Below are 18,621 nucleotides of genomic sequence, written 5' to 3' on the forward strand. Positions count from 1 at the left end.
AGTGTGTTTGGTGTTCGGTGTTTCGATGGAAGCCACTTTAGCAGTTCCAAAATCAATCCAGAAGCCGCTAGAATGGATAACATTATTCAGCTTGTGGAACAATCTCATGGAAGTCGAACCGAACGACCTGCTGCTCTTCGCCCGCATCGTCGAGGCCGGCAGCTTTAGCGCGGCGGCCGCCCGCGTCGACCTGCCCAAGTCCACCGTCTCGCGCCGCATCTCGCTGCTGGAAGCGCGCCTGGGCGAACGCCTGCTGCAGCGCACGACGCGCAAACTGATGGTCACGGAATTCGGCGCCAGCCTGCTCGAACACGCGCGCAAGGTGCTGGAAGAAGTCGAAGCCGCGGGTGCCCTGGCCCAGCACCGCCAGGCCGAGCCCAGCGGGCGCCTGCGCATCTCGCTGCCGGCCGACTTCGCCAACCTCGGCATGAGCGCGGTGATCGGGCGCTTCCTTGCGCGCTATCCGGCGGTGAGCGTCGAGCTGGACCTGTCGCCGCGCCGGGTCGACCTGGTCGCCGAAAACTTCGACATCGCCATCCGCATGGGCGAGCTGCCGGACGACGCGACGCTGGCCGCGCGTCGCGTCACCCTGCAGCGCTTCGGCCTGTACGCCTCGCCCTGCTACACCGCCGTGCGCGGCCTGCCCGAGCACCCCGACGACCTGCTCGGCCACGACTTGCTGTGCCTCCTCAGCCGCGGCGGCGGGCCGGCACCCTGGATCCTCACGCGCGGCAAGACGCGCTGGCAGCGCGAACTGCCGGCGCGCCTGACGGCCAATTCACCCGACCTGCTGGCGCGCATCGCCTGCAGCGGCGCCGGCATCGCCGCCAGCTCGGAACTGTTCGCGGCGCCGCTGGTGAAGAAGGGAGAGTTGGTGCGCGTGCTGCCGGAATGGGATCTGCCGCCCGCCACCGGCTGGGCCGTGTTCCCGGGCCGGCGCCTGATGCCGGCCAAGACGCGCGCCTTTCTCGACATGATGGACGAGATGTTTTGCGGCGAGCGGGCGGGCGCGGCCTGACGCCGCGCCTTGTCGCCACCGTCGTCGTTCCCGTACACTGCGCCTTTGCCTTTGCGCGGGCCGGCGACCCGCCTCCATCGATGTCGAATGCTCAAGTCCTGATCCTGCTGGCCGTCTGCGCGGCCCTGCTGTTTGGCCTGATGGTCTTTCTCGCCGAACGGGAGCGGCGCCTGCGCGACGCCTTGCAGGCGCGCCTGGCCGCGCCGCGCGCGGCTGCGCCGGCCGACGCCGCACCTGTCGTATTCCGTAAACGGCAGGCGCTGTGCCTTCTGTACGTGATGGCTTTCCAGGTGCTGGCCCTGCATGCCTGGCTGAATATCGGCTCGCCCGAGCGGATCGACGAGTCCGTGCACTGGAGCGTTGCCGCCATCGAGATCGGCGCGGCCCTGGTCGCGCTGCTGTTCGCCTGGCGCCAGTGGCGCTACCGGGTCGTGCTGGCGGACGGCGCCATGCACATCGGCTCGCTGCGCACGCGCACCATCCGCTACGAGGACATTGCCGGCCTCGAGGTGGTCAGCGGCGAGGACGATACGGTATGCCGCATACGCCTTCATGACCACGCGCCCGTGGACGTGGCGCACACCCTGGTCGATTTCGCCGGCTTCGTCGGGCGCCTGTCCGAGCGCGTGGCCGCGCACGCGCACTCCCGCTAACGCCGAACGCGACAAGAGAGTGGACAGACTTCCGTGGCGGGTTTAGCCTGTCAGGACACCCGCCACGCATAGCCGCGGGCCAACCCTTCGCGTTTGTCCGACTGCCATGCGTAGACGATTGCTGCTCGGCTTGACCGTACTGTGCGCCCTCGTCGTCGGCGTGGCGATGCCCGCGTTGGCCTGGCACGAGTCGCGGCGCCAGGCGCGGGAGGCGGCGGCGGAGCTGGCGCTGGGCTATGCTCTCGATGTGCTGCACCGCTCCGACGAGACCAGCCGGCAGGCGCAGCGCGCGATCGGGCTGCTGGAACAGGCCGGACATCCGCCGTGCTCGCCTGTGGAGCTGACGCTGATGCGCGAACTCGACCTGACCTCGACATATCTGCAGGCGGTCGGTCATGTCGGCGCGGGCCGCATGCTGTGTTCGTCGATGGGAGCCTTCGTGTTCGATCTCGGCCCGGAAGCCTTCCGCACTTCGCGCGGCGTCGCTATCTATCTCGACGTTCCGCTGGGAGAACCCGGCAAAAGTCCGCTGATCGCGCTTCAGCTCGGCCGCTATGCGGTGCTGATCCACCGCGATCTTCCGCTCGATACATCGACCGGCATCCCCGGGGTAGGGCTGGGGGTGTTCCAGCTGGATCAGCCGCTGCACCGGGCGCCGGATCTCGCGCGCGGCGAGGCCAGGCGCGCCTGGGTGTCGAGACTCGGCGGCGCCACCCAGGCGAGCTTCGCCGACGGCGGGTATCTGGTGGCTGTCGTGCGATCGATCCACTACGAGATCGCCGCGGCCGCCGCGATCCCGCTGGCTTACGTGGACGAGCGCGCACGGGCCATCGGCGCGCGCCTGGTGCCCGCCGGCGTCGTCGCCGGACTGGCGCTCGCCGCCGCCATCGGGCTGCTGGCCAAGCAGCAGCGTTCGCTGGCCGGCGCGCTGCGCCACGCGCTGCGCCGCGGCGAGTTCTTCCTGCAGTACCAGCCGATCGTGGCGCTCGACAGCGGCCGCTGCGTCGGCGTCGAGGCCCTGCTGCGCTGGCGCCGCGCGACCGGCGAACTGGTCGGCCCCGACATCTTCATCCCCGTCGCCGAGCAGTCCGGCCTGATGCCCCAGCTGACGCGGCGCGTGCTGCAGCTGGTCGAAGCCGACGTCGGCCGCTTCCTGGCCGAGCACCCCGATTTCCACATCGCCTTGAACCTGTCGGCGGCGGATCTGCTCACCGGCGCCATCGACGAGGCGCTCGACGGCTTCATGGCGCGCAGCGGCGCGCGTGCGTCGAACATCATCCTCGAAATCACGGAGCGCGGTTTCCTCGACATGGACGCGGCGCAGCCCGTCATCGCGGCGCTGCGCATGCGCCGCCTGGAGATCGCCATCGACGATTTCGGCACGGGCTACTCGAGCCTCTCGTATCTCGAATCGCTGGCGCTCGACTTCCTCAAGATCGACCGCTCCTTCATCGAGGCGATCGGCACCCGGGCGCCGACCAGCCAGGTGGTTGGCCACATCATCGCGATGGCGCGCACGATGGGCCTGCGCATGATCGCCGAAGGCGTGGAGCGGCGCGAGCAGGCCGATTTCCTCGCCATGCAGGGTGTCCAGTACGCGCAGGGCTGGCTGTACGGCCGGCCGGCTGCCTTCAGCGAGGTCGTTGCGCGCTACCGGGAGGCGGCCGAGCGGGAAGTGGCGGGGTGATATCCGGGCCGCCGGTTTCCCCGTATGATGCCGGAAGCATCCCGATCCTCGACGAAAGACAAGACATGCCGCCAAGCGCACGCCGCCTTCTCCTGACCGCATCGCTGCTGGCCGCCGGCCTGCCGCTGCCAGGCCTCGCCTTTACCCCGCCGCCGCCGCCCGTGTGTGCGCTGGCAAGCGATGCCGTGACGACCGCGGCGCTGGAGGCGACGATCCTCGGCGCTTCGTCGTGGCCGGAGCATCAATGCGCGATGATCGCCTTGATCAAGCGCGGCGAACCAGCCGTGCCGGTGGCCGTGCGCCTGCTCGGCATGGACGACGATCATCTCTATCAGGCCGTGGAGATCGTGACCGCACTGGGGCCGCGGGCGCATGCGGCCCTGCCGGCGCTGATGAGCCGCATCCGCGACCGGCCGCCGGCCTTGGTCGTTCAGTTCCAGCAGTTATATGGCGCGCTGGCGTCGCTCGGCCCCGCGGCCCGGCCGGCGATTCCCTTCCTGATCGAAAAATCGCGCGAGCCTGCTCACCGCGATTCCGCGCTGGGCGCGCTCGGCAAGCTGTGGAAATTCGAGCCCCGGCTCGTCGTGCCGCACCTGACGGCGATGCTGGAAGGCCGCCAGGAAAAGCTGAGCCGGGACGACACCATTTCGGTGCTGTTCGCCCTGGCCGAGGCCCGCAGCGAAGCCCGCGCCGCGCTGCCGGGCGCCCTGGCCGCCATCGAACAGGCCAAGGCGAGCGGCGACGCCATGCTGGGGATGGCCGCCCTGCGCGCGCTGGCGGCGATCGCCGAGCCGGCGCAAAGCGTCCCCATCCTGAGCAAACTGCTCGCGCACCCGGTACTGGGCGACCACGCCGTGACCGAACTGGGGAACATCGGCCGCCCGGCGGCAAGCGCCGTGCCGCTGCTGAAGGCCAGACTCGAGCGCACGGGCGATCCCGTGATGCGTGCGATCATCGCGGGTTCGCTGGCAGCCATCGCGGGGAAGGGCGCCGGCTAATCCATGTCCGAATGGCGCCCTTCAGCCACGAGCAGCGCGATCCCGAACACGGCCTCGATCGCCGCGCCGCCGAAGGCGCCGAGCGCCGGCGCGCCGTGGGCCACCGACAGCGCCCAGCCGAACAGGGCCAGCGCCGCGCCGAAGGCCCAGTACAGGCGCATGCCGTAGATGGTCGAAAAGACGAGGTAGCGCCCGCCGATCACGAGCAGCATGGCGGGGAAGAACAGCTCGATGCGCCACAGCGCCACGCCATAGGCCAGCGGCAGCATCAGGATCATCCAGATGGTCGAGGCGATCGCCAGCGCGCCGTAGGGATTGCCGCGCGACTGCGTGCCGGGACGGCCGAGGAGTTTCAGCAGCAGCACCGACAGCGGATGGATCAGCATGCCGCCGATGAAAAGCGCCCAGATCGCCTGCTGGAGCGAACCGGCCAGGCAGACGCAGCCCGCCACGCACCAGACCGAGCCCGAGACCAGCGCGCCGGGGCCGCCGCCGCGGTAGGCGTAGCGCATCTCGGCCTGGAAGTCGTCAGAGGTGAACACAGAGGCGGAGCGCGCGTCGTCCATGGATGGCTTTCGAAGGAATGATCGGGGCATCTTCCCACGAATTTCTTGCCGGAACAATATCGGGCAGCCCGCTAGGCGCTCGCCACCAGCGCCTTGCGCATGCGCGCGTTGCGCAGCGCGACCCCGCGCACCACCGGCAGTCCCTCGCTTTCCACGGCAAAGCCCCAGCGTGCGAAGAACGGCTGGGCGGCCAGGCTCACATCGGCGAACAGCGAGGAGGCGCCGGCACCACGCGCGACCGCGTGCAGCTGGCGCATCAGCGTCGCGCCGACGCCCTGGCCGGCGTATTCCGGCGCGACGAAGAACTGATCGATATAGCCCGAGGGCTGGACGTCCGCGAAGCCGGCTAGTCGACCGTCGATCTCGGCCACCCAGGGACGGTTGGCGCGGATGCGTTCCACCCATTGCCGGCGGAACGCGGCGTCGGGCTCCGGCGGCGACCAGGCGTCGATCTGTGCGGGCGAATAATAGGTGCAGGCCAGGCCACGCACCGAGGACTGGAACACGGCCAGCAGCATCAGCTCCTCGCCGGCGGCGACGGCGCGAATGCGCATCGGGAGGATTGGCGGACTCAGGCCGGCCGGTTGCCCATCATCTCGCCCAGGCGCACCTTGCGCTCCGGCGCCCAGTCCGGATTGAAGGCGATCGTCTTTTCCTTGAACAGCATGACGACCGTAGAGCCGAGCAGGAAGCGGCCCATCTCTTCGCCTTTTTTCAGCACCACCGGCGACGCTTCATACGTCCACTCCGAGATGCGTCCAGTGCGCTGCGGGTTGACCACGCCGTGCCAGGGTGTGGCCATGCTGCCGACGATGGTCGCGCCGACCAGCACCATGACGAAGGTGCCGAACTCTTCGGACTCGAACACGCACACCACGCGCTCGTTGCGCGCGAACAGGCCGGGCACGCCGCGCGCCGTGGTCGGGTTCACCGAGAACAGGGCTCCCGGCACGTAGATCATGCGCGTCAGGCGGCCGTCGCAGGGCATGTGCAGGCGGTGGTAATCCTTCGGGCTCAGGTAGAGGTTGGCGAAGGCGCCATGCTGGAACAGGGCGCCGAGCGTGGCGTCGCCGCCGACCAGCTGGGTGGTGGTGAAGCGGTGGCCCTTGGCCTGCAGGATATGGTGGTCGTCGATCGCGCCGAACTGGCTGATCGCGCCGTCCACCGGGCAGACGAAATCGGCATTGGCCAGCGGCCGCACGCCATCCTTCAAGGGACGGGTGAAGAACTCGTTGAAGCTCGGGTAGCTGGCGATGTCTGAGTTGAGCGCCTCTTCCATGTTGACGCCGTACTTGCCGACGAACCAGCGGATCAGGCGGGTCGTCACCTTGCCTCCGCGATGGCCGGCGACGCGGCCGGCGAAGGAGGTCAGCGCCTGCTTGGGCAGGACATATTGCGGCAGTACTTTGAAGCGGTCGGACACGATGGCAGCCCTTTATTACTTGTGATGATGGCGAATTATAAATAAGGGGCGTGCCGGTGCATATCATTGTTTTAAGCGGCCGCGCCCAAGTGCAGTGTAGCGCATCGTCCACAGCGGGCGCGCCAGCCGGGTAGCACTGGGGCAGTAGCGGCGCCAAAAATACATGCATATCGAAAATATATTCTCCGAAGCATCTAAATGTGGATGAACTAAAGGACAATGCGTACTCATAAACTTGGTATTCCGATATGTATATGCTCTCGCCGATCCGTTTGACCCTGCTGGCCGCCGCGCTGGCCGCCGCCTTTCCCGCATCCGCCCAGGACACCGCGTCCGCCGCCCCGAAAGCCGCGCCGGTAAAAACCGAGTCGGCCGCCGAGCAGAAAATGCAGAAGGTCGAGGTACGCGGCACCACCGAAAGCTACGACCCGCGCCGCGACGACACCGCGACCAAGATCGTGGTCGGGCAGGAAGAGATCATGAAATACGGCGATACCAATGTCGCCGACGTGCTCAAGCGGGTGCCCGGCATCACCGTCAACAGCCCGAACGGGCGCAATGCCGAGATCCGCATGCGCGGCCTGGGCGCCGGCTATACGCAGATCCTGATCAATGGCGAGCGCGCCCCCAACGGCTTCACGCTCGATTCGCTCTCGCCCGACGTGATCGAGCGCATCGAGGTGCTGCGCGCGGCAAGCGCCGAGTTCTCGACGCAGTCGGTGGCCGGCACCGTCAACATCGTGCTCAAGAAAACCGTGCGCAGCGGCCAGCGCGAATTCAAGATCGGCGCGCGCGCCGGCAGCGGCTTCAGCGGCCCGACGGCCAACCTGCAGCTTTCCGACAAACTCGGCAAGATGTCGTACTCGGTCGCCGCCAGCGCCATGTACGAACAGTTCGAGCGGGACGGAAGGAGCCTGGAAGAGGGCTACGACCTGGCCGGCACCCCGAACCTGGTGCGGCGCACGGAAGTGGACGAGAATGCCCGCTTCAACCTGTTCAACCTGGCCCCGCGCCTGAACTGGACGCTGGAGAACGGCGACACCCTGACCTCGCAGAGCTTCGTCAACTCGGCGCGCTTCCGCAACCGCAACCGCGAAACGAGCAGCACCAGCCTGGGCGCGCCGGCGCCTTACCCGGTTCTCGACGCGGCGCTGCGCTCGGACAACGACGTCGTGCGCACGGAACTGAACTGGGTGCACAAGCTGGCCGACGGCGCCAAGCTCGACGTCAAGGCGAGCGTAATCGGCGGCCAGAACACGACCGACAACCGGCGCACCACGCCGGCCGGCGCGCCGCGCGCAGTCGACAACCTGGTGCACCTGGAAGCCGAGGAAGTCGGCACCACTACGGTCGGCAAGTTCAGCAAGACCATCATGAAGGATCACGCGCTGGCCATGGGCTGGGATGCCGGCTGGTCGGTGCGCGAGGACAGCCGCGAGGAATCCGAGGCCGGGCGCCTGCTGTTGCCTGCGCTGCCCGACGGCGAGACCTCGGAATCGCGGGTCACGCGCCTGGCCGTGTATGCCCAGGACGAATGGAACCTGACGCCGCGCTGGTCGGTCTACCTGGGCGCGCGCTGGGAAGGCATCCGCACCCGCACCAGCGGCAATACGTTCGAGACCGGCCGTTCCAGTTCGAACGTCTGGAGCCCGGTGATGCAGACCCTGTTCAAGATTCCGGACACGAAGGGCGACCAGCTGCGCTTCGCCGTCACCCGCACCTACAAGGCGCCGAGCTTCCAGCAGCTGATCCCGCGCCGCCAGACCTCGATCGACAACCGCTCGACCGATCCCGACTTCGCCGGCAACCCGGATCTGCAGCCGGAGCTGGCGCTCGGCTTCGACGCCTCCTACGAGCGCTACTGGGCCGAAGGTGCGCTGCTCTCGATCAGCGGCTCGATGCGCCGCATCGACGGCTATATCCGCAACATGGTCGACTTCGACGGTGCGCGCTGGGTGGCGATGCCGATGAACGCCGGGCGCGCCATCACGCGCGGCCTGGAAATCGAAACCAAGTTTCCGCTCAAGGCCGTGATGAAGGACGCGCCGGCGATCGACCTGCGCGCCAGCGTCAGTGCCAACTGGTCGAAGGTCGACGGCGTGCCGGGCCCGGACAACCGTCTCGACGGCCAGACGCCGCTGTCGGCCAATTTCGGCATCGACTACAAGCTGGCGGCCCTGTCCACCGGCGCCAGCTTCGCTTACCGGCAAGGCGGGACGGTGCGCATCTCCGAGCGCCAGACGGCTTTTCTGGCGCCACGGCGCGAACTTGAAGCGTATGCGCTCTACAAGTTCACGCCGAAGCAGCAGCTGCGCGTCGCGCTGTCGAACCTGCTCGGCCAGGACTTCATCAACAGCGGCAGCTTCTTCGAGCCGGGGCGCGGCCTGGTGGTGCGCAACGCCCGCCTGGAACAGGGCCCGAGCCTGCGCGCGACGCTGGAGCTGAAGTTCTAAACAGGCTTCAGGCCAGGCGCATCGCGCAAGCGCCGCCGGCGATCAGCCCGGCCGCCAGCAGGCGCGCCGGGCCGACCCGTTCGCGCAGCAGCAGCGCCGCGATCAGGGTCGCGAACAGGATCGAGGTTTCGCGCAGGGCGGCCACAGCCGCCACCGGCGCGCGCGTCATCGCCCACAGCGCGATGCCATACGAGCCCACGCTCAACAGCCCGCCACCGAACACGCTGACCGGATGGCGGCGCGCGAACGCCAGCAAGTCTGCGCGTCGGCCGCGCCAGCCCAGCGCCAGCACGCTGAGCGCGGTCAGCAAGAAAATCCACATCGTATAGCTGGCCGGCGCGCCGGATCGGCGCACGCCGGCGCCGTCAACCAGCGTGTAGAGCGCGATCACGCCGGCCGTGGCCAGCGCCAGCAAGGTGGTGCGGCGGCCTGCCCGGCCATGGCGCGCGGCGTCGGCGCACATGGCCAGCACGCCGCCGCAGATCAGGCCCACGGCCAGCCACTGGCCCGTCTTCAGATCCTCGCCTGCCAGATGCCCGCATAGCGCAACGATCAGCGGCGCCACGCCGCGCATGAGCGGATAGGCGTGACTGAGTTCGCCGCTGCGATAGGTCGCGATCAGGAGGAAGTAATACAGCGTTTGCGCCAGGGCCGAGGCGCCGATGAAGGGCCAGCTGGCCGGCGCGGGTGCGGCCACGAAAGGCAGGGCGCAAGCGCACAGCAGCCCGGCTTCGGTGGCCACGAGGATGGTGGCGCTGGCGCCGCCATGGGCCTTGACCAGCGTGTTCCATCCCGCGTGCAGGAGGGCGGCGACGAGGACGGCGGCGATGACGTGGTCAGGCATGGGGCGAGCGCTGAAAGGCAGGCAAAAAAATAGCCTGGCGAACCAGGCTATTGTCTTGCTCGAGGCTTGTGAAGATTACTTCACGCGGCGACGCATGGCGCCGATACCGAACAGGGCGATACCGAACAGGGCGACCGAGGTCGGCTCCGGCACTTCGTTGAACTTGAACTGGCCGTTGTTGCCGACGAAGAAGTAGTCGCCTGGTGCGTTGGTGTAGGCTTCGCCGTTGCAGCCGTTGCCGGTGAAGCCGGCAAACTGGCACGCCACTTCGTTGACCAGCAGCGAAGCTGGCGAGCCGATGGTGTTGGCGTTGGTGAAGGCGTAGGCGGTGTTGTTCAGGGTCGACATGTCGACGCCCTTGTCGGTGAAGAAGTAACCGGCTGCCAGGGTGCCTTTGCCGGCGCTGGCGAAGATGCTCACGTTGCCGTTGTTGGTCGGGTCGCCCGATGCATCGACACGGCCGCCGCCACCTGGCAGCAGGCTGAAGGTGCCGATCAGCGTACCGGTGTTGGCGCCGAAGTACTCGGTCGAGCTGCCGGCGGTGCCGTACTGGTTCACGGTGTTGTGGTACATCTTGATGCTGCCGCCGGTGAAGCTGAACTGGCCGCTGAAGTTGCCCGTGCCGGTCGCTTCGAAGGTGGCGCTGATATAGTTGCCAGGGAACACATCGTGGAACGAAGTGCCATTGCTGTCATTCTGGCGCACGTTGAACACGGCGTGTTCGGTGAAGGAGAACGAAGTACCGCCCGTACGGGTGATGTTGATGAAGGCATTCCCGTTGACGTCCAGGTATTCGCGGACAGGGATGGCGCCGCCGGCGGCGCTGCCGTTGACGTCGAAGGTCCAGTTGTTCATGACTGGCGCTGCCTGAACGGTGCCGGCGGCGAGGGAGACTGCTGCTGCGCAGCCAAGTTTCTTCATGAAGTTCATTCTTGTTCTCTTTCAGTAAGTGATTCAATGGTAATGAAACTGAGTACTGATGAGCAACAACCGTGCCAGCTGGAAAGAATTGATATAAATCAAACAGTTGCGTAAATGCAGTTTAGATACGCACTGGCAACTGTAAAAATTTCCGACAGTAAATTGTAGATGTGAAGCGCCATCGCTTACGGCGACGCGGTAGCCACGTCAGGGCGCCGTCCCCAGCCATTCGTCCTCAAACGCGCTGCGGAATGTAAGCAGCGCTGCCAGGCGGGTCTCGGCCAGCGCGCGCCCCGCCTCGAGCTGCATCATGCCGGGTAGCCGCGCCAGCTTGACGGCGATGTGGTCGAGCGTCCAGGCGCCGTCGTCGAGGGGACGATTCGCGGCCAGCGGATCGGACGGATGGGCCAGCGGTCGTCCTAGCTGTCCGGAAACATGAAACATGCGCGCCAGGCCGACGGCGCCGAGGGCGTCGAGCCGGTCGGCATCCTGGACGATCTTCGCTTCCAGCGTCGCCGGTGGAATCGCGGCCGAGAAGCTGTGCGCCTCGATCGCGTGCGCGACCGCGTCGATGCGCTCGGGCGGAAAGCCCAGCCGCGCTAGTTCGGTGCGGGCCAGCCGGGCCGAACGGCGCGAGGCCTGGGTGCGCTCTGGATGGTCTTTCGGCAGGTTGACCAGGTCGTGCAGGTAGCAGGCGGCCAGCACGACCAGGGCGTCGGCCTCGGGATGGTGGACGAGCAGGGCCTGGGCGCTGCGCCAGACGCGCTCCAGATGGCTGGCGTCGTGGGCGCCGTCGCTGCCCGCGGCCGCGGCGGCGAGCGTGGCGAGGCGCACGCGCCAGCCGTTCAATTCAGGCGACGAGGGAAGCATCGGGCTCCATGCAGGGGGACAGGCTGGCGCGCTGCGACAGCGCGTCGGCCTCGCGGTTCTTGTGGCGCGGCACCCAGCGCAGGGCGGCGCCCGGCAGCCGCGCCAGCAGCGCATGCACGCGGGCGCGGTAAGGCTGCAGGCTGGGCGCACCGGCCTGCGGCGGCGCGGCGACGTCGTCGATGACGACGCGGCTGTCGCCATACACCGTCAGTTCGCGCGCGTCCTGCGCGAGCGCGGCCTCGAGCACGGCGATCAGGGCCAGGTATTCCGCTTCGCTGCTGTTGCCATAACCGGCTGGCCGCGAGAGCTCGACCAGCTGGCCATCCGGCCCGAGCAGGCGGGCGCCGATGCCGCAGTGGCCCGGATTGGGGCGGGCCGAACCGTCGAACCAGGCGCGCCATGCAGTGGGCGCGCCCTCGTGGCGGACACGGCGGCGCGCCGCGGCGGCCGTGCGCGCCGCCTGCCTGGCCAGCGCGCGCGCCGTCTCCCCGGCGCGCAAGGCGGCGCGCGCGTCGAGCAGGGCGGCCAGGCCGGCCGCGCCGGCGGACGCCGTCAGCGTGGCGCGCAGCGCGTCTTCGGGCGACAGTCCGGTGCGCACGGCAAGCTTGCGGCTGGCGGCCAGTTCGCCGCGGTTGGCGGCGCCTTGTAAGCAGTCGAGTTCGGTCATGGCGCCAGCATAACCGGTTTCGATGCGGCCGGCATGGCAGGCCCCGGCGCGGCGACGGGCCGCGCCATGAAAAAAAGCGCCCCGCGGGGCGCTTTCCAGGTACTGCCGCCGATCAGCGGCGGTAGGGGTTGTCCGGACGGCTGTCGTAGTGATTCGGACGGCCGTCGCCATCGCGGTCGCGGTCGCGGCGGTTCGAGACGCCGTCGTTGTCGAGGTCGCGGTCGTAGCGGTTCGGCACGCCGTCGCGATCCGTGTCGCGGCCATAGGAACGGCGCTCGTAACGGTCGGGCATGCCGTCGCGGTCGCGGTCGCGATGGTAGCCGTCGCGGTAGCCGTCGCGCCCGCCGTAGCCGCCGCCGTAGTAGCGCTCGCCACCGCGCGGCGACCATCCGCCCTGCTGCATGTACCAGCGGCCGCCGCGCTGGTGCCAGGCGGGAGGCGCGTAGATATAGCCGGGGCGCTCGGCGATATAGGTGCCCGGCACCCAGTAGTGGCGGTGACCGCGCCAGTCCCAGTACCCTGGCGACCAGACGTAGCCGCGGCGCACGGCGGGGGCGCGTTCGTACATCGGGGCCGGCGGGGCCGAGCCGATGTAGAGTTCGACGTTCTGCGCCGTCGACGGCAGCGGTGCATAAGCAGCGGCGCCGATGGCGATCAGGGTGGCAAGGGTCAGGCTGGATTTCATGTCGTTCTCCATCTCCAAAAGCGGATGATTCAATATATCAACCGGCTGATCGAAATGGGGCGTTTGACGCACCTGCTTACAACTGAAACAGATTGCTGCAGCTCGGCTGCAACAGGCGGGGCGGAAGGGCAGGAAGGACTGAGCGGGAAGGGCGGGGCGGGAGGGTGTCAGGGAACGAGCCGGGCGCCCGTCAAGAAGCGGCCCGGCGCGCAGGGACGCTCAAATCCGGCTCCCGGTGCCGCGGGCGGCCAGCACGGTCGGCTGTTCGGCGGCGGGACGCTTGCCTTTCACGACGACGACGGCCATTTTCGTTTCGGTGGCGATGCTCGAATCGAGGATGGCGGCCGGGCGGGCCTTGGCCTGCGCTTGCGGCAGCGGGCCGCTGAGGAAGCTGGCCGACGCGGCGGCGGCGAGGGCAACGACGAAAACGGCTTCCATGTGCTTGGCGATGTTCACGGTCTGTCTCCTTGCGGGTGGGGTTTCGATGTGTCCACTCTAGCCACGCCCTCTTTCGAACACCACCGGATTGCGACGAGTCGCATGAAAAGCGGGATGGCCTGCACAAAAGCGCGACCGATGCGCTGCCGTCAACGTCGCCGAACCCGGCGCTAACGGCGCGCTTTTCGCTTCCCCCCGCTAGGCTTGCCCAGAAGCGGCCAGGGTCGGCCGACACGGAGGGAAGATGGGAGGAATGTTCGCCACGGTGGTGGCCGGATGGGCTGCGGGATTGGCTGGAAGCCACAGGGACTGGCGCCGCGCGCGCAACCTGCGCGCGGCCAAACCGCGGCCTGCGGCCGGCGCGCCCGCGTTGCCGCGTTTTTCGCTCGACCTCTCGTTGCGCGTCTGGGTGGTGCTGTGCGCGCTCTGCCTGGCCGCCGGCGGCGCGCTGCTGATCGCCTTCCACGCGCGTGCGCTCGGCGCGGCGGCCGGCAGCCGCGCCGATGCCGGATCCGGCCCGGTGCGTTCGCTGGCCTCCCTGCAGCCGGCGCTGCCCGGCATCGCCTTCAGCGTGCCGGCGCAGGCGGGCGTCACGCTGACGGCCCAGCCGGGCGGCGCCCTGCTGGTGCTGGCGCGCATGCGCGCCGCGCGGCCGGTCGTGATCGACCTGTGCAGCCAGGCGCTGGCCGGCAGCGGCGGGCGCCTGGCGCCGCTGCGCATCGGCTACCCGTTTTCGGAAATCGCGGGCTGGGCTGCGCGCAACGAATTCGCCGCGAATCCGGTCACGCTGAGGAACCTTGTGCTGAGCGGCGCGCCGATGCCGCGGGTCGACATCGGCGGCCGGCTCGGCGCACCGCTGCAGCTGGCCTGGCATGGACAGGCGGCGCGCTGGATCGGCGACGCCAGCGCCGGCGCCATCGCACGCGGCGAACGCGGTGCGGTCGCGCTGGGCGGCGCGGGCTGGCTGGTATGGGGCGAAGCGGCCGCGCTGCGTGTCGCGCGCCGCGCCAGCGCCGCCTGCCCGCAGGCCGGCGAACTGGTGCTGACGCGCCACGACGCGGCGCCGGATGCGGCACCAGGCGCAGCAACGAGCGCCATCGTCGGCGCCTACCCCGAGCGCGGCGCGGCGCTTGAGCTGCGGCTGGCGCCGGGCGACTACCGCGTCCCGGCGGCGGCGCCCGCCGCGCTGGAGGACGGCGCCCTGTTCGACAGCCTGCTGGCGCGCGGCATGCTGCGCCTCGGCGCGGACGGCATGATCCGGCTGGCGCCGCGCGACCTGGCCCAGTGGCGCGCCGCCGATCCGTCCCAGCGCACGGGCGACCTGCACGCCTGGAACAAGGTCGTGCTCGACGAGGCCGGACTGCGCCTGCTGGCGCGCCTGCACGGCCGCGCCGACGGCGCCTTCGTGCGCGAGCAAGTGCGCGTCTTCAACGGCGAACGGCGCCTGCTGGCCTGGCGCCTGCGTCCGGGCGCTGATGCCGCTTCCTGGCAGGCCTATGCCGGCCCGGCCGCAGCGGCCACGGCCGAGGCCATGCCGCTCGGCGCGGCGCGCCTGTTCGACCGCCTGCCGCAGGGTTGGGCGCCGTGGCGGCGCGTGGCCGAGTGGCCGGACGGCGCAGCGACGGCGCGGCTCGTCCTGAGCCTGGCGCGCCCCGCCAGCGGCGACGAACGCATCGAGTTGATGGTGGCGGGGCGGGTCGGCGCCATCGCCGGCGCGGCGCCGCTGGCCACCCATCCCGCCTGCGGCGGGCGCGCCTGCCGCCAGCGCGACGATGTGCGCGAACTGGTGCTGGCGCCCCAGCGCGGCGCGCGCGAAGTCGTCATCAGCGTGGCGCCGCTCGACCTGGCCGCCATGAGCGGCAATGGCGACGCGGCCTATCGCCACCTGCGCGTGAAGGATGGACGCCTGGCCTGGCAGGCGCTGCCCCGGCCGCAGCGCGCCGTGCCGGCGCCGCCGGTTCCGGTGCGCCTGGCCGACCGCCATGGCGCGCCGCTGTGGGAAGCCGGCAGCGCCGGCACGGCCGCGCGCGCGGCCGGCCTGGCCACGCTGCTCGGCCTGAATCCGGATCATGCGGGCAGCGTGGCCGGCATGCTGGCACGCCTGCCGTCGCCGAGCGGACGCCCGCATGCGGCCACGCTCACGCTCGACCTCGGGCTGCAGCAGCTGGCCGACGCCGTGCTCGATTGCGTCGGCATGCGCCGCGGTACCTGGGATGGCGCGCGCTGCCAGGGCGGCGCGGCGGCGCCAGGCGGTCGCCAGGCGGGCCTGGTGCTGCTCGACACCGGCAACGGCGACATCCTGGCCGCCGCCAGCGCGAATGCGGACAATGCGGCGTCGCAGGCCGAGTGGAGCGAGCTGCGCGACTTCGACCGGGTCGATCCGGCGCGCAGCCCCTTGCGCCAGGCAGCGCTGCAGCACGACGGCGGCGCCGAGCGCAGTCCCGGCTCGACCTTCAAGATCGTCAGCGCGCTCGGCCTGGAGCTGGCGGCCCAGCGCGATCCGCGCCTGGAGGCGCTGCTTGGCGGCATGCCGCTGGCCGGGATGGACGCCCTGGCCGCGGCGCGCGGCTTCGCCTTCCGTACCGATGCGCCCTCGTACCCGCATGCGGGCGGCGGCGCGCGCATCACCAACTTCCGCGAAGGAAGGCTCGACCGCCGCGCCCAGGACGGCCGCCTGGGCCTGTCCGAAGCGCTGGCCTACAGCCTCAATACCTGGTTCGCCTGGAGCGCCGAACTATCGGACGCCAGCCTGCTCGGCCAGGCCCAGGGCGGCGTGCCCAGCCTGCGCGCCCTGGACGACACGGCCCTGCTCGGGGTACGCCCGATTGCCGACATGGCGCGCCGCCTCGGCTTCGAGCGGCCGCTGAAGCTCGACGGCGGCCTGCTGCCGCCTGACTACGAGTGGCGCCACTGGGACGCGCTGCAGGCGGGCGTCGCCGGCTTCGACCCGGTCGGCACGCGCCATGAACTGCGCCAGATGGCGATCGGCCTGCGCATGCAGGCCACGCCCCTGCACATGGCGCTGGCGGCCGGCGCGGTGGGCGAGGGCAGGGCGATCGCGCCGCGCCTGCTGCTGGCGCTCGACGGACGCGACGCCCACGCCCAGCCGGGCGCGCCGCTGGGCGTGCGCCTCGACCGCATCCGCGCCGGCCTGCACGGCGTCGTCACCCACGGCACGGCGGCCAGCGTATTCCGCGGCCCGGAGTTCGATCGGCTCCGCGCCGGCCTGCACGGCAAGACCGGCACCGCGCCGACGGGCGAGGACGGAGGGGCGACCGTCTGGTTCACCGGCTGGCTGGAGCCAAGCAGCCTTCCCGGCCAGAGCCGGCGCCTCGCCTTTGCCGTGTTTGTGAGCCGCTCGGGCGCGACCGGCGGCGAACACGCGGCGCCGGTGGTGGCGGCGCTGCTGCGCAGCCTGGCCCAAAAGGCCGAACAGAGAGGGGACTGAGCCTCTCCAGCGCGCCTCGATCTTGTGTTTCTGTGGCATGATTTACAAAATCCCTTATCTGGCGGATACGCCATCACACAAGAGGAAGGTATGCGTTTGCCGGGAACCCGGTATCAGGAGCCGGGCTGGGAACAGGTGCGTAAGCTGCTCGGCGCGTGCTCGCTCGAGGCCTTTGCGCACGGCGATCCTGCCGAACTGCTCCCGCCCGCGCCAGGCGGCGAGGCGCTGGCCGCTTATGTCGACCTGCTGGCCGGACGCCTGCATGCGGCCAGCCGCGGCGCGCGCGGGCAAGCGGCCGCCAACAGCTATGGCGACAGCGTCGCCGAGCTGGCCCTGCTGCTGGCCTATGAACTGGCGGCGCGTCCCACCGACTTCGAGGCGTTTCGCAGCGCCGTCGAAGCCGAGCATGCGCGCGCGCCGTTCTTCTGGCGCCAGCCCGGCGGCGAGGCGCTGCTGCGCAAGAAGCTCAACGACATGTTCGCCGTCCTGCGCGACAAGGTCGACGCCGACAACTACCAGGCTGCCTGCGGCCGCCCGTGCAGCCCGAACCGCATCTACGCCTACCGCATGCTCGACACGGCCTACGGCGAGATCGCGCGCCTGTTCGCCGCCTGGCGCGAGCACCGCGAGCAGGTTGGCGCCATCCTCGGCCGCCCCTTGACGGACGCGCTGCCGATCGAGGTGCGCCAGCTGACTTCGATCGCCGGCTGCCGTCCCGAATGGATCTTGCGCTGGAGCGCGACCCGGGAACGGTTCAACGGCGCGCCCGGGCCCCTGCACACGCGCTCGAAGCGCTTCGACAGCCTGAAGGAAAACGCCCTCAAGATCGGCGAGATGCTGGCCGAGATCGGCGAATACGAAAGCCTCTCGGCCAACCGCGACCGCGACTGGCTGCAGGACGCCGACACTTCGGCCGCGTGGATGGAAGACTACTGGCGCGTGCTGGGCGAGTCGCAGGCGGCGAGCACGCCGGGGCCCGATGTGATCCTCGAGGCGCGCGAAGAAGAATTGAAAGGCGAGAGCGAATTCGCAGGCGAGGGCGCAGCGGAGCCCGCGCCGCCGCTGGAGGACGACGATCCGCTTGCCGCCCGGCGCGCGCAGTCGGTTTCACTGCCCCCCGGCTTTGTTGTTGCGGCGGGCGCGGCCCAGGATCCGGGCAGCTGGAGCGCGCGCATGCTGGCGGGCGACTCGCTGGCCGTTCGCCTGGCCGTCTACCTGAAGTTGCTGGGGCCCGAGGACGAGAGCTATCCGGACGCCTGGCGCGACCCGGCGACGAACGCGCTGCCGACGATGGCGCAGCTCGCGGTGCTGGACGCCGTCTCGCTGCCGACGCTGCGCAAGCGGCGTGACGCGGCGATTGCGAAGCTGAGCGCCGAACTACCGAATGGGAGAAGCACATGAAGACGAAGGGCGATTTCGATACGCGCGTGCGCGAACGGCTGCTGCTGGCGCCGCGCGAGGGCGACCGCCTGATGCTGGACGACGCCGTGCTTGGTGCGGCGCTCGACGGCAGCCGGCCGCTGAGCGCCGGCGAGCGCGCGGCGCTGCAGGCTTCGCCCCTCACCGCGCGGCGCCTGCGCACGCTGGCCCTGGCGCGGCGCGGCGCCGCCAACGACGCCTGGCAGGGCAGCCGTGGCCTGCTGCGCGCGGCCGACAGCGGCGCCGCGTTGGCCCGGCTGGCCACCGATGACGGCTGCTGGCGCCTGCATTTCGTCGGCGCCGGCGCCGAGCGGCGTGTGATCCTGCAGCTGCTGCCGGAGGCGCCATTCGCCGCGCGCCTGCTGCGCGAGGCTTCGCGCCTGCGCGTGCTCGACGGAGATGGTGGCGAGATCCTGGCCGGGCAACTCGATGCGGACGGCGAGTGCGAGGCGGCCTGGCCGTTCGCCGACGAACCGGGCGCGCACTTCCAGCGCCACGGGGCGGCCTTCAGCGTGGGACGGGCGCCGTGAC

At 70.0% G+C, this 18,621-nt stretch carries 17 protein-coding genes; 8 read left to right on the forward strand and 9 right to left on the reverse strand.

What is annotated here, in order from left to right:
• The first annotated feature begins 106 nt into the window (after positions 1–106).
• The 4 genes from ASF77_RS13945 (at position 107) to ASF77_RS13960 (ending at position 4,356) form a co-directional block, all read left to right on the forward strand.
• Positions 107–1,018, forward strand: coding sequence for a LysR family transcriptional regulator (locus ASF77_RS13945; protein WP_056340225.1), 912 nt, complete (start codon positions 107–109; stop codon positions 1,016–1,018).
• Positions 991–1,671, forward strand: coding sequence for a hypothetical protein (locus ASF77_RS13950; protein WP_056340228.1), 681 nt, complete (start codon positions 991–993; stop codon positions 1,669–1,671). The genes ASF77_RS13945 and ASF77_RS13950 overlap by 28 nt, the downstream gene beginning before the upstream one ends.
• A gap of 106 nt (positions 1,672–1,777) precedes the next feature.
• On the forward strand, positions 1,778–3,358 hold the full coding sequence (locus ASF77_RS13955) for an EAL domain-containing protein (RefSeq protein WP_082493767.1): 1,581 nt from the start codon (positions 1,778–1,780) through the stop codon (positions 3,356–3,358).
• 65 nt (positions 3,359–3,423) lie between these two features.
• The gene (locus ASF77_RS13960) at positions 3,424–4,356 is read left to right on the forward strand and encodes a hypothetical protein (protein WP_056340234.1); all 933 of its coding nucleotides are present in this window, start codon (positions 3,424–3,426) and stop codon (positions 4,354–4,356) included.
• On the opposite strand, the gene ASF77_RS13965 is transcribed toward ASF77_RS13960, so the two are convergent.
• From ASF77_RS13965 to asd, 3 genes are all read right to left on the reverse strand, one after another.
• On the reverse strand, positions 4,353–4,922 hold the full coding sequence (locus ASF77_RS13965) for a hypothetical protein (protein WP_056340237.1): 570 nt from the start codon (positions 4,920–4,922) through the stop codon (positions 4,353–4,355). The genes ASF77_RS13960 and ASF77_RS13965 overlap by 4 nt on opposite strands.
• 71 nt (positions 4,923–4,993) lie before the next feature.
• Complete coding sequence (locus ASF77_RS13970; RefSeq protein ID WP_056340240.1) at positions 4,994–5,476, reverse strand: GNAT family N-acetyltransferase; 483 nt, start codon at positions 5,474–5,476, stop codon at positions 4,994–4,996.
• Positions 5,477–5,493: 17 nt separating this feature from the next.
• Positions 5,494–6,345, reverse strand: coding sequence for an archaetidylserine decarboxylase (gene asd / locus ASF77_RS13975; protein ID WP_056340243.1), 852 nt, complete (start codon positions 6,343–6,345; stop codon positions 5,494–5,496).
• A 254-nt stretch (positions 6,346–6,599) separates the two neighbouring features.
• On the opposite strand from asd, the gene ASF77_RS13980 reads away from it, so the two are divergent.
• Positions 6,600–8,798 (forward strand): TonB-dependent siderophore receptor, encoded by a 2,199-nt coding sequence (locus ASF77_RS13980; protein ID WP_082493783.1) that lies wholly within the window; start codon positions 6,600–6,602, stop codon positions 8,796–8,798.
• 7 nt (positions 8,799–8,805) lie between these two features.
• On the opposite strand, the gene ASF77_RS13985 is transcribed toward ASF77_RS13980, so the two are convergent.
• The 6 genes from ASF77_RS13985 to ASF77_RS14010 all read right to left on the reverse strand — a co-directional run bounded on the left by ASF77_RS13985 (position 8,806) and on the right by ASF77_RS14010 (position 13,241).
• Positions 8,806–9,642, reverse strand: a complete 837-nt coding sequence (locus ASF77_RS13985) for an EamA family transporter (RefSeq protein ID WP_056340247.1) — start codon at positions 9,640–9,642, stop codon at positions 8,806–8,808.
• 75 nt (positions 9,643–9,717) lie between these two features.
• Positions 9,718–10,572: a flocculation-associated PEP-CTERM protein PepA gene (pepA, locus tag ASF77_RS13990; protein ID WP_082493768.1), complete on the reverse strand. Its 855-nt coding sequence runs from the start codon at positions 10,570–10,572 to the stop codon at positions 9,718–9,720.
• Positions 10,573–10,770: 198 nt separating this feature from the next.
• Positions 10,771–11,433 carry an HD domain-containing protein gene (locus ASF77_RS13995; RefSeq protein WP_056340255.1) on the reverse strand — a complete coding sequence of 221 codons (663 nt, stop codon included), beginning with the start codon at positions 11,431–11,433 and terminating at the stop codon, positions 10,771–10,773.
• On the reverse strand, positions 11,414–12,100 hold the full coding sequence (locus ASF77_RS14000) for a ribonuclease HI family protein (RefSeq protein WP_056340257.1): 687 nt from the start codon (positions 12,098–12,100) through the stop codon (positions 11,414–11,416). Before ASF77_RS14000 ends, ASF77_RS13995 begins: the two co-directional genes overlap by 20 nt.
• A gap of 112 nt (positions 12,101–12,212) precedes the next feature.
• Positions 12,213–12,785 (reverse strand): YXWGXW repeat-containing protein, encoded by a 573-nt coding sequence (locus ASF77_RS14005; RefSeq protein ID WP_056340260.1) that lies wholly within the window; start codon positions 12,783–12,785, stop codon positions 12,213–12,215.
• Between the two features lie 219 nt (positions 12,786–13,004).
• Complete coding sequence (locus ASF77_RS14010) at positions 13,005–13,241, reverse strand: hypothetical protein (RefSeq protein WP_056340265.1); 237 nt, start codon at positions 13,239–13,241, stop codon at positions 13,005–13,007.
• A gap of 226 nt (positions 13,242–13,467) precedes the next feature.
• Here ASF77_RS14010 and ASF77_RS14015 point away from each other — a divergent pair, with 226 nt between their 5' ends.
• The 3 genes from ASF77_RS14015 (at position 13,468) to ASF77_RS14025 (ending at position 18,620) form a co-directional block, all read left to right on the forward strand.
• Positions 13,468–16,671: a penicillin-binding transpeptidase domain-containing protein gene (locus ASF77_RS14015; protein WP_229445445.1), complete on the forward strand. Its 3,204-nt coding sequence runs from the start codon at positions 13,468–13,470 to the stop codon at positions 16,669–16,671.
• 90 nt (positions 16,672–16,761) lie between these two features.
• Complete coding sequence (locus tag ASF77_RS14020) at positions 16,762–18,072, forward strand: hypothetical protein (RefSeq protein WP_056340271.1); 1,311 nt, start codon at positions 16,762–16,764, stop codon at positions 18,070–18,072.
• Positions 18,069–18,620, forward strand: a complete 552-nt coding sequence (locus tag ASF77_RS14025; protein WP_056340274.1) for a hypothetical protein — start codon at positions 18,069–18,071, stop codon at positions 18,618–18,620. Before ASF77_RS14020 ends, ASF77_RS14025 begins: the two co-directional genes overlap by 4 nt.
• Position 18,621 lies beyond the last annotated feature (1 nt).

The sequence above is a fragment of the Massilia sp. Leaf139 genome (assembly GCF_001424165.1).
In the GTDB taxonomy this organism is placed as follows: domain Bacteria; phylum Pseudomonadota; class Gammaproteobacteria; order Burkholderiales; family Burkholderiaceae_D; genus Telluria.

Bases quoted from the DNA above. Each gene is read 5' to 3' on its own strand.
- ASF77_RS13995 (WP_056340255.1), bottom strand. From the start codon at position 11,433: ATGCTTCCCTCGTCGCCTGAATTGAACGGCTGGCGCGTGCGCCTCGCC.
- ASF77_RS13955 (WP_082493767.1), top strand. From the start codon at position 1,778: ATGCGTAGACGATTGCTGCTCGGCTTGACCGTACTGTGCGCCCTCGTC.
- ASF77_RS14000 (WP_056340257.1), bottom strand. From the start codon at position 12,100: ATGACCGAACTCGACTGCTTACAAGGCGCCGCCAACCGCGGCGAACTG.
- ASF77_RS13945 (WP_056340225.1), top strand. From the start codon at position 107: ATGGAAGTCGAACCGAACGACCTGCTGCTCTTCGCCCGCATCGTCGAG.
- ASF77_RS13965 (WP_056340237.1), bottom strand. From the start codon at position 4,922: ATGGACGACGCGCGCTCCGCCTCTGTGTTCACCTCTGACGACTTCCAG.
- ASF77_RS14015 (WP_229445445.1), top strand. From the start codon at position 13,468: ATGGGAGGAATGTTCGCCACGGTGGTGGCCGGATGGGCTGCGGGATTG.
- ASF77_RS13970 (WP_056340240.1), bottom strand. From the start codon at position 5,476: ATGCGCATTCGCGCCGTCGCCGCCGGCGAGGAGCTGATGCTGCTGGCC.
- ASF77_RS14025 (WP_056340274.1), top strand. From the start codon at position 18,069: ATGAAGACGAAGGGCGATTTCGATACGCGCGTGCGCGAACGGCTGCTG.
- pepA (WP_082493768.1), bottom strand. From the start codon at position 10,572: ATGAACTTCATGAAGAAACTTGGCTGCGCAGCAGCAGTCTCCCTCGCC.
- ASF77_RS13985 (WP_056340247.1), bottom strand. From the start codon at position 9,642: ATGCCTGACCACGTCATCGCCGCCGTCCTCGTCGCCGCCCTCCTGCAC.
- ASF77_RS14020 (WP_056340271.1), top strand. From the start codon at position 16,762: ATGCGTTTGCCGGGAACCCGGTATCAGGAGCCGGGCTGGGAACAGGTG.
- ASF77_RS14005 (WP_056340260.1), bottom strand. From the start codon at position 12,785: ATGAAATCCAGCCTGACCCTTGCCACCCTGATCGCCATCGGCGCCGCT.
- ASF77_RS13960 (WP_056340234.1), top strand. From the start codon at position 3,424: ATGCCGCCAAGCGCACGCCGCCTTCTCCTGACCGCATCGCTGCTGGCC.
- ASF77_RS13980 (WP_082493783.1), top strand. From the start codon at position 6,600: ATGCTCTCGCCGATCCGTTTGACCCTGCTGGCCGCCGCGCTGGCCGCC.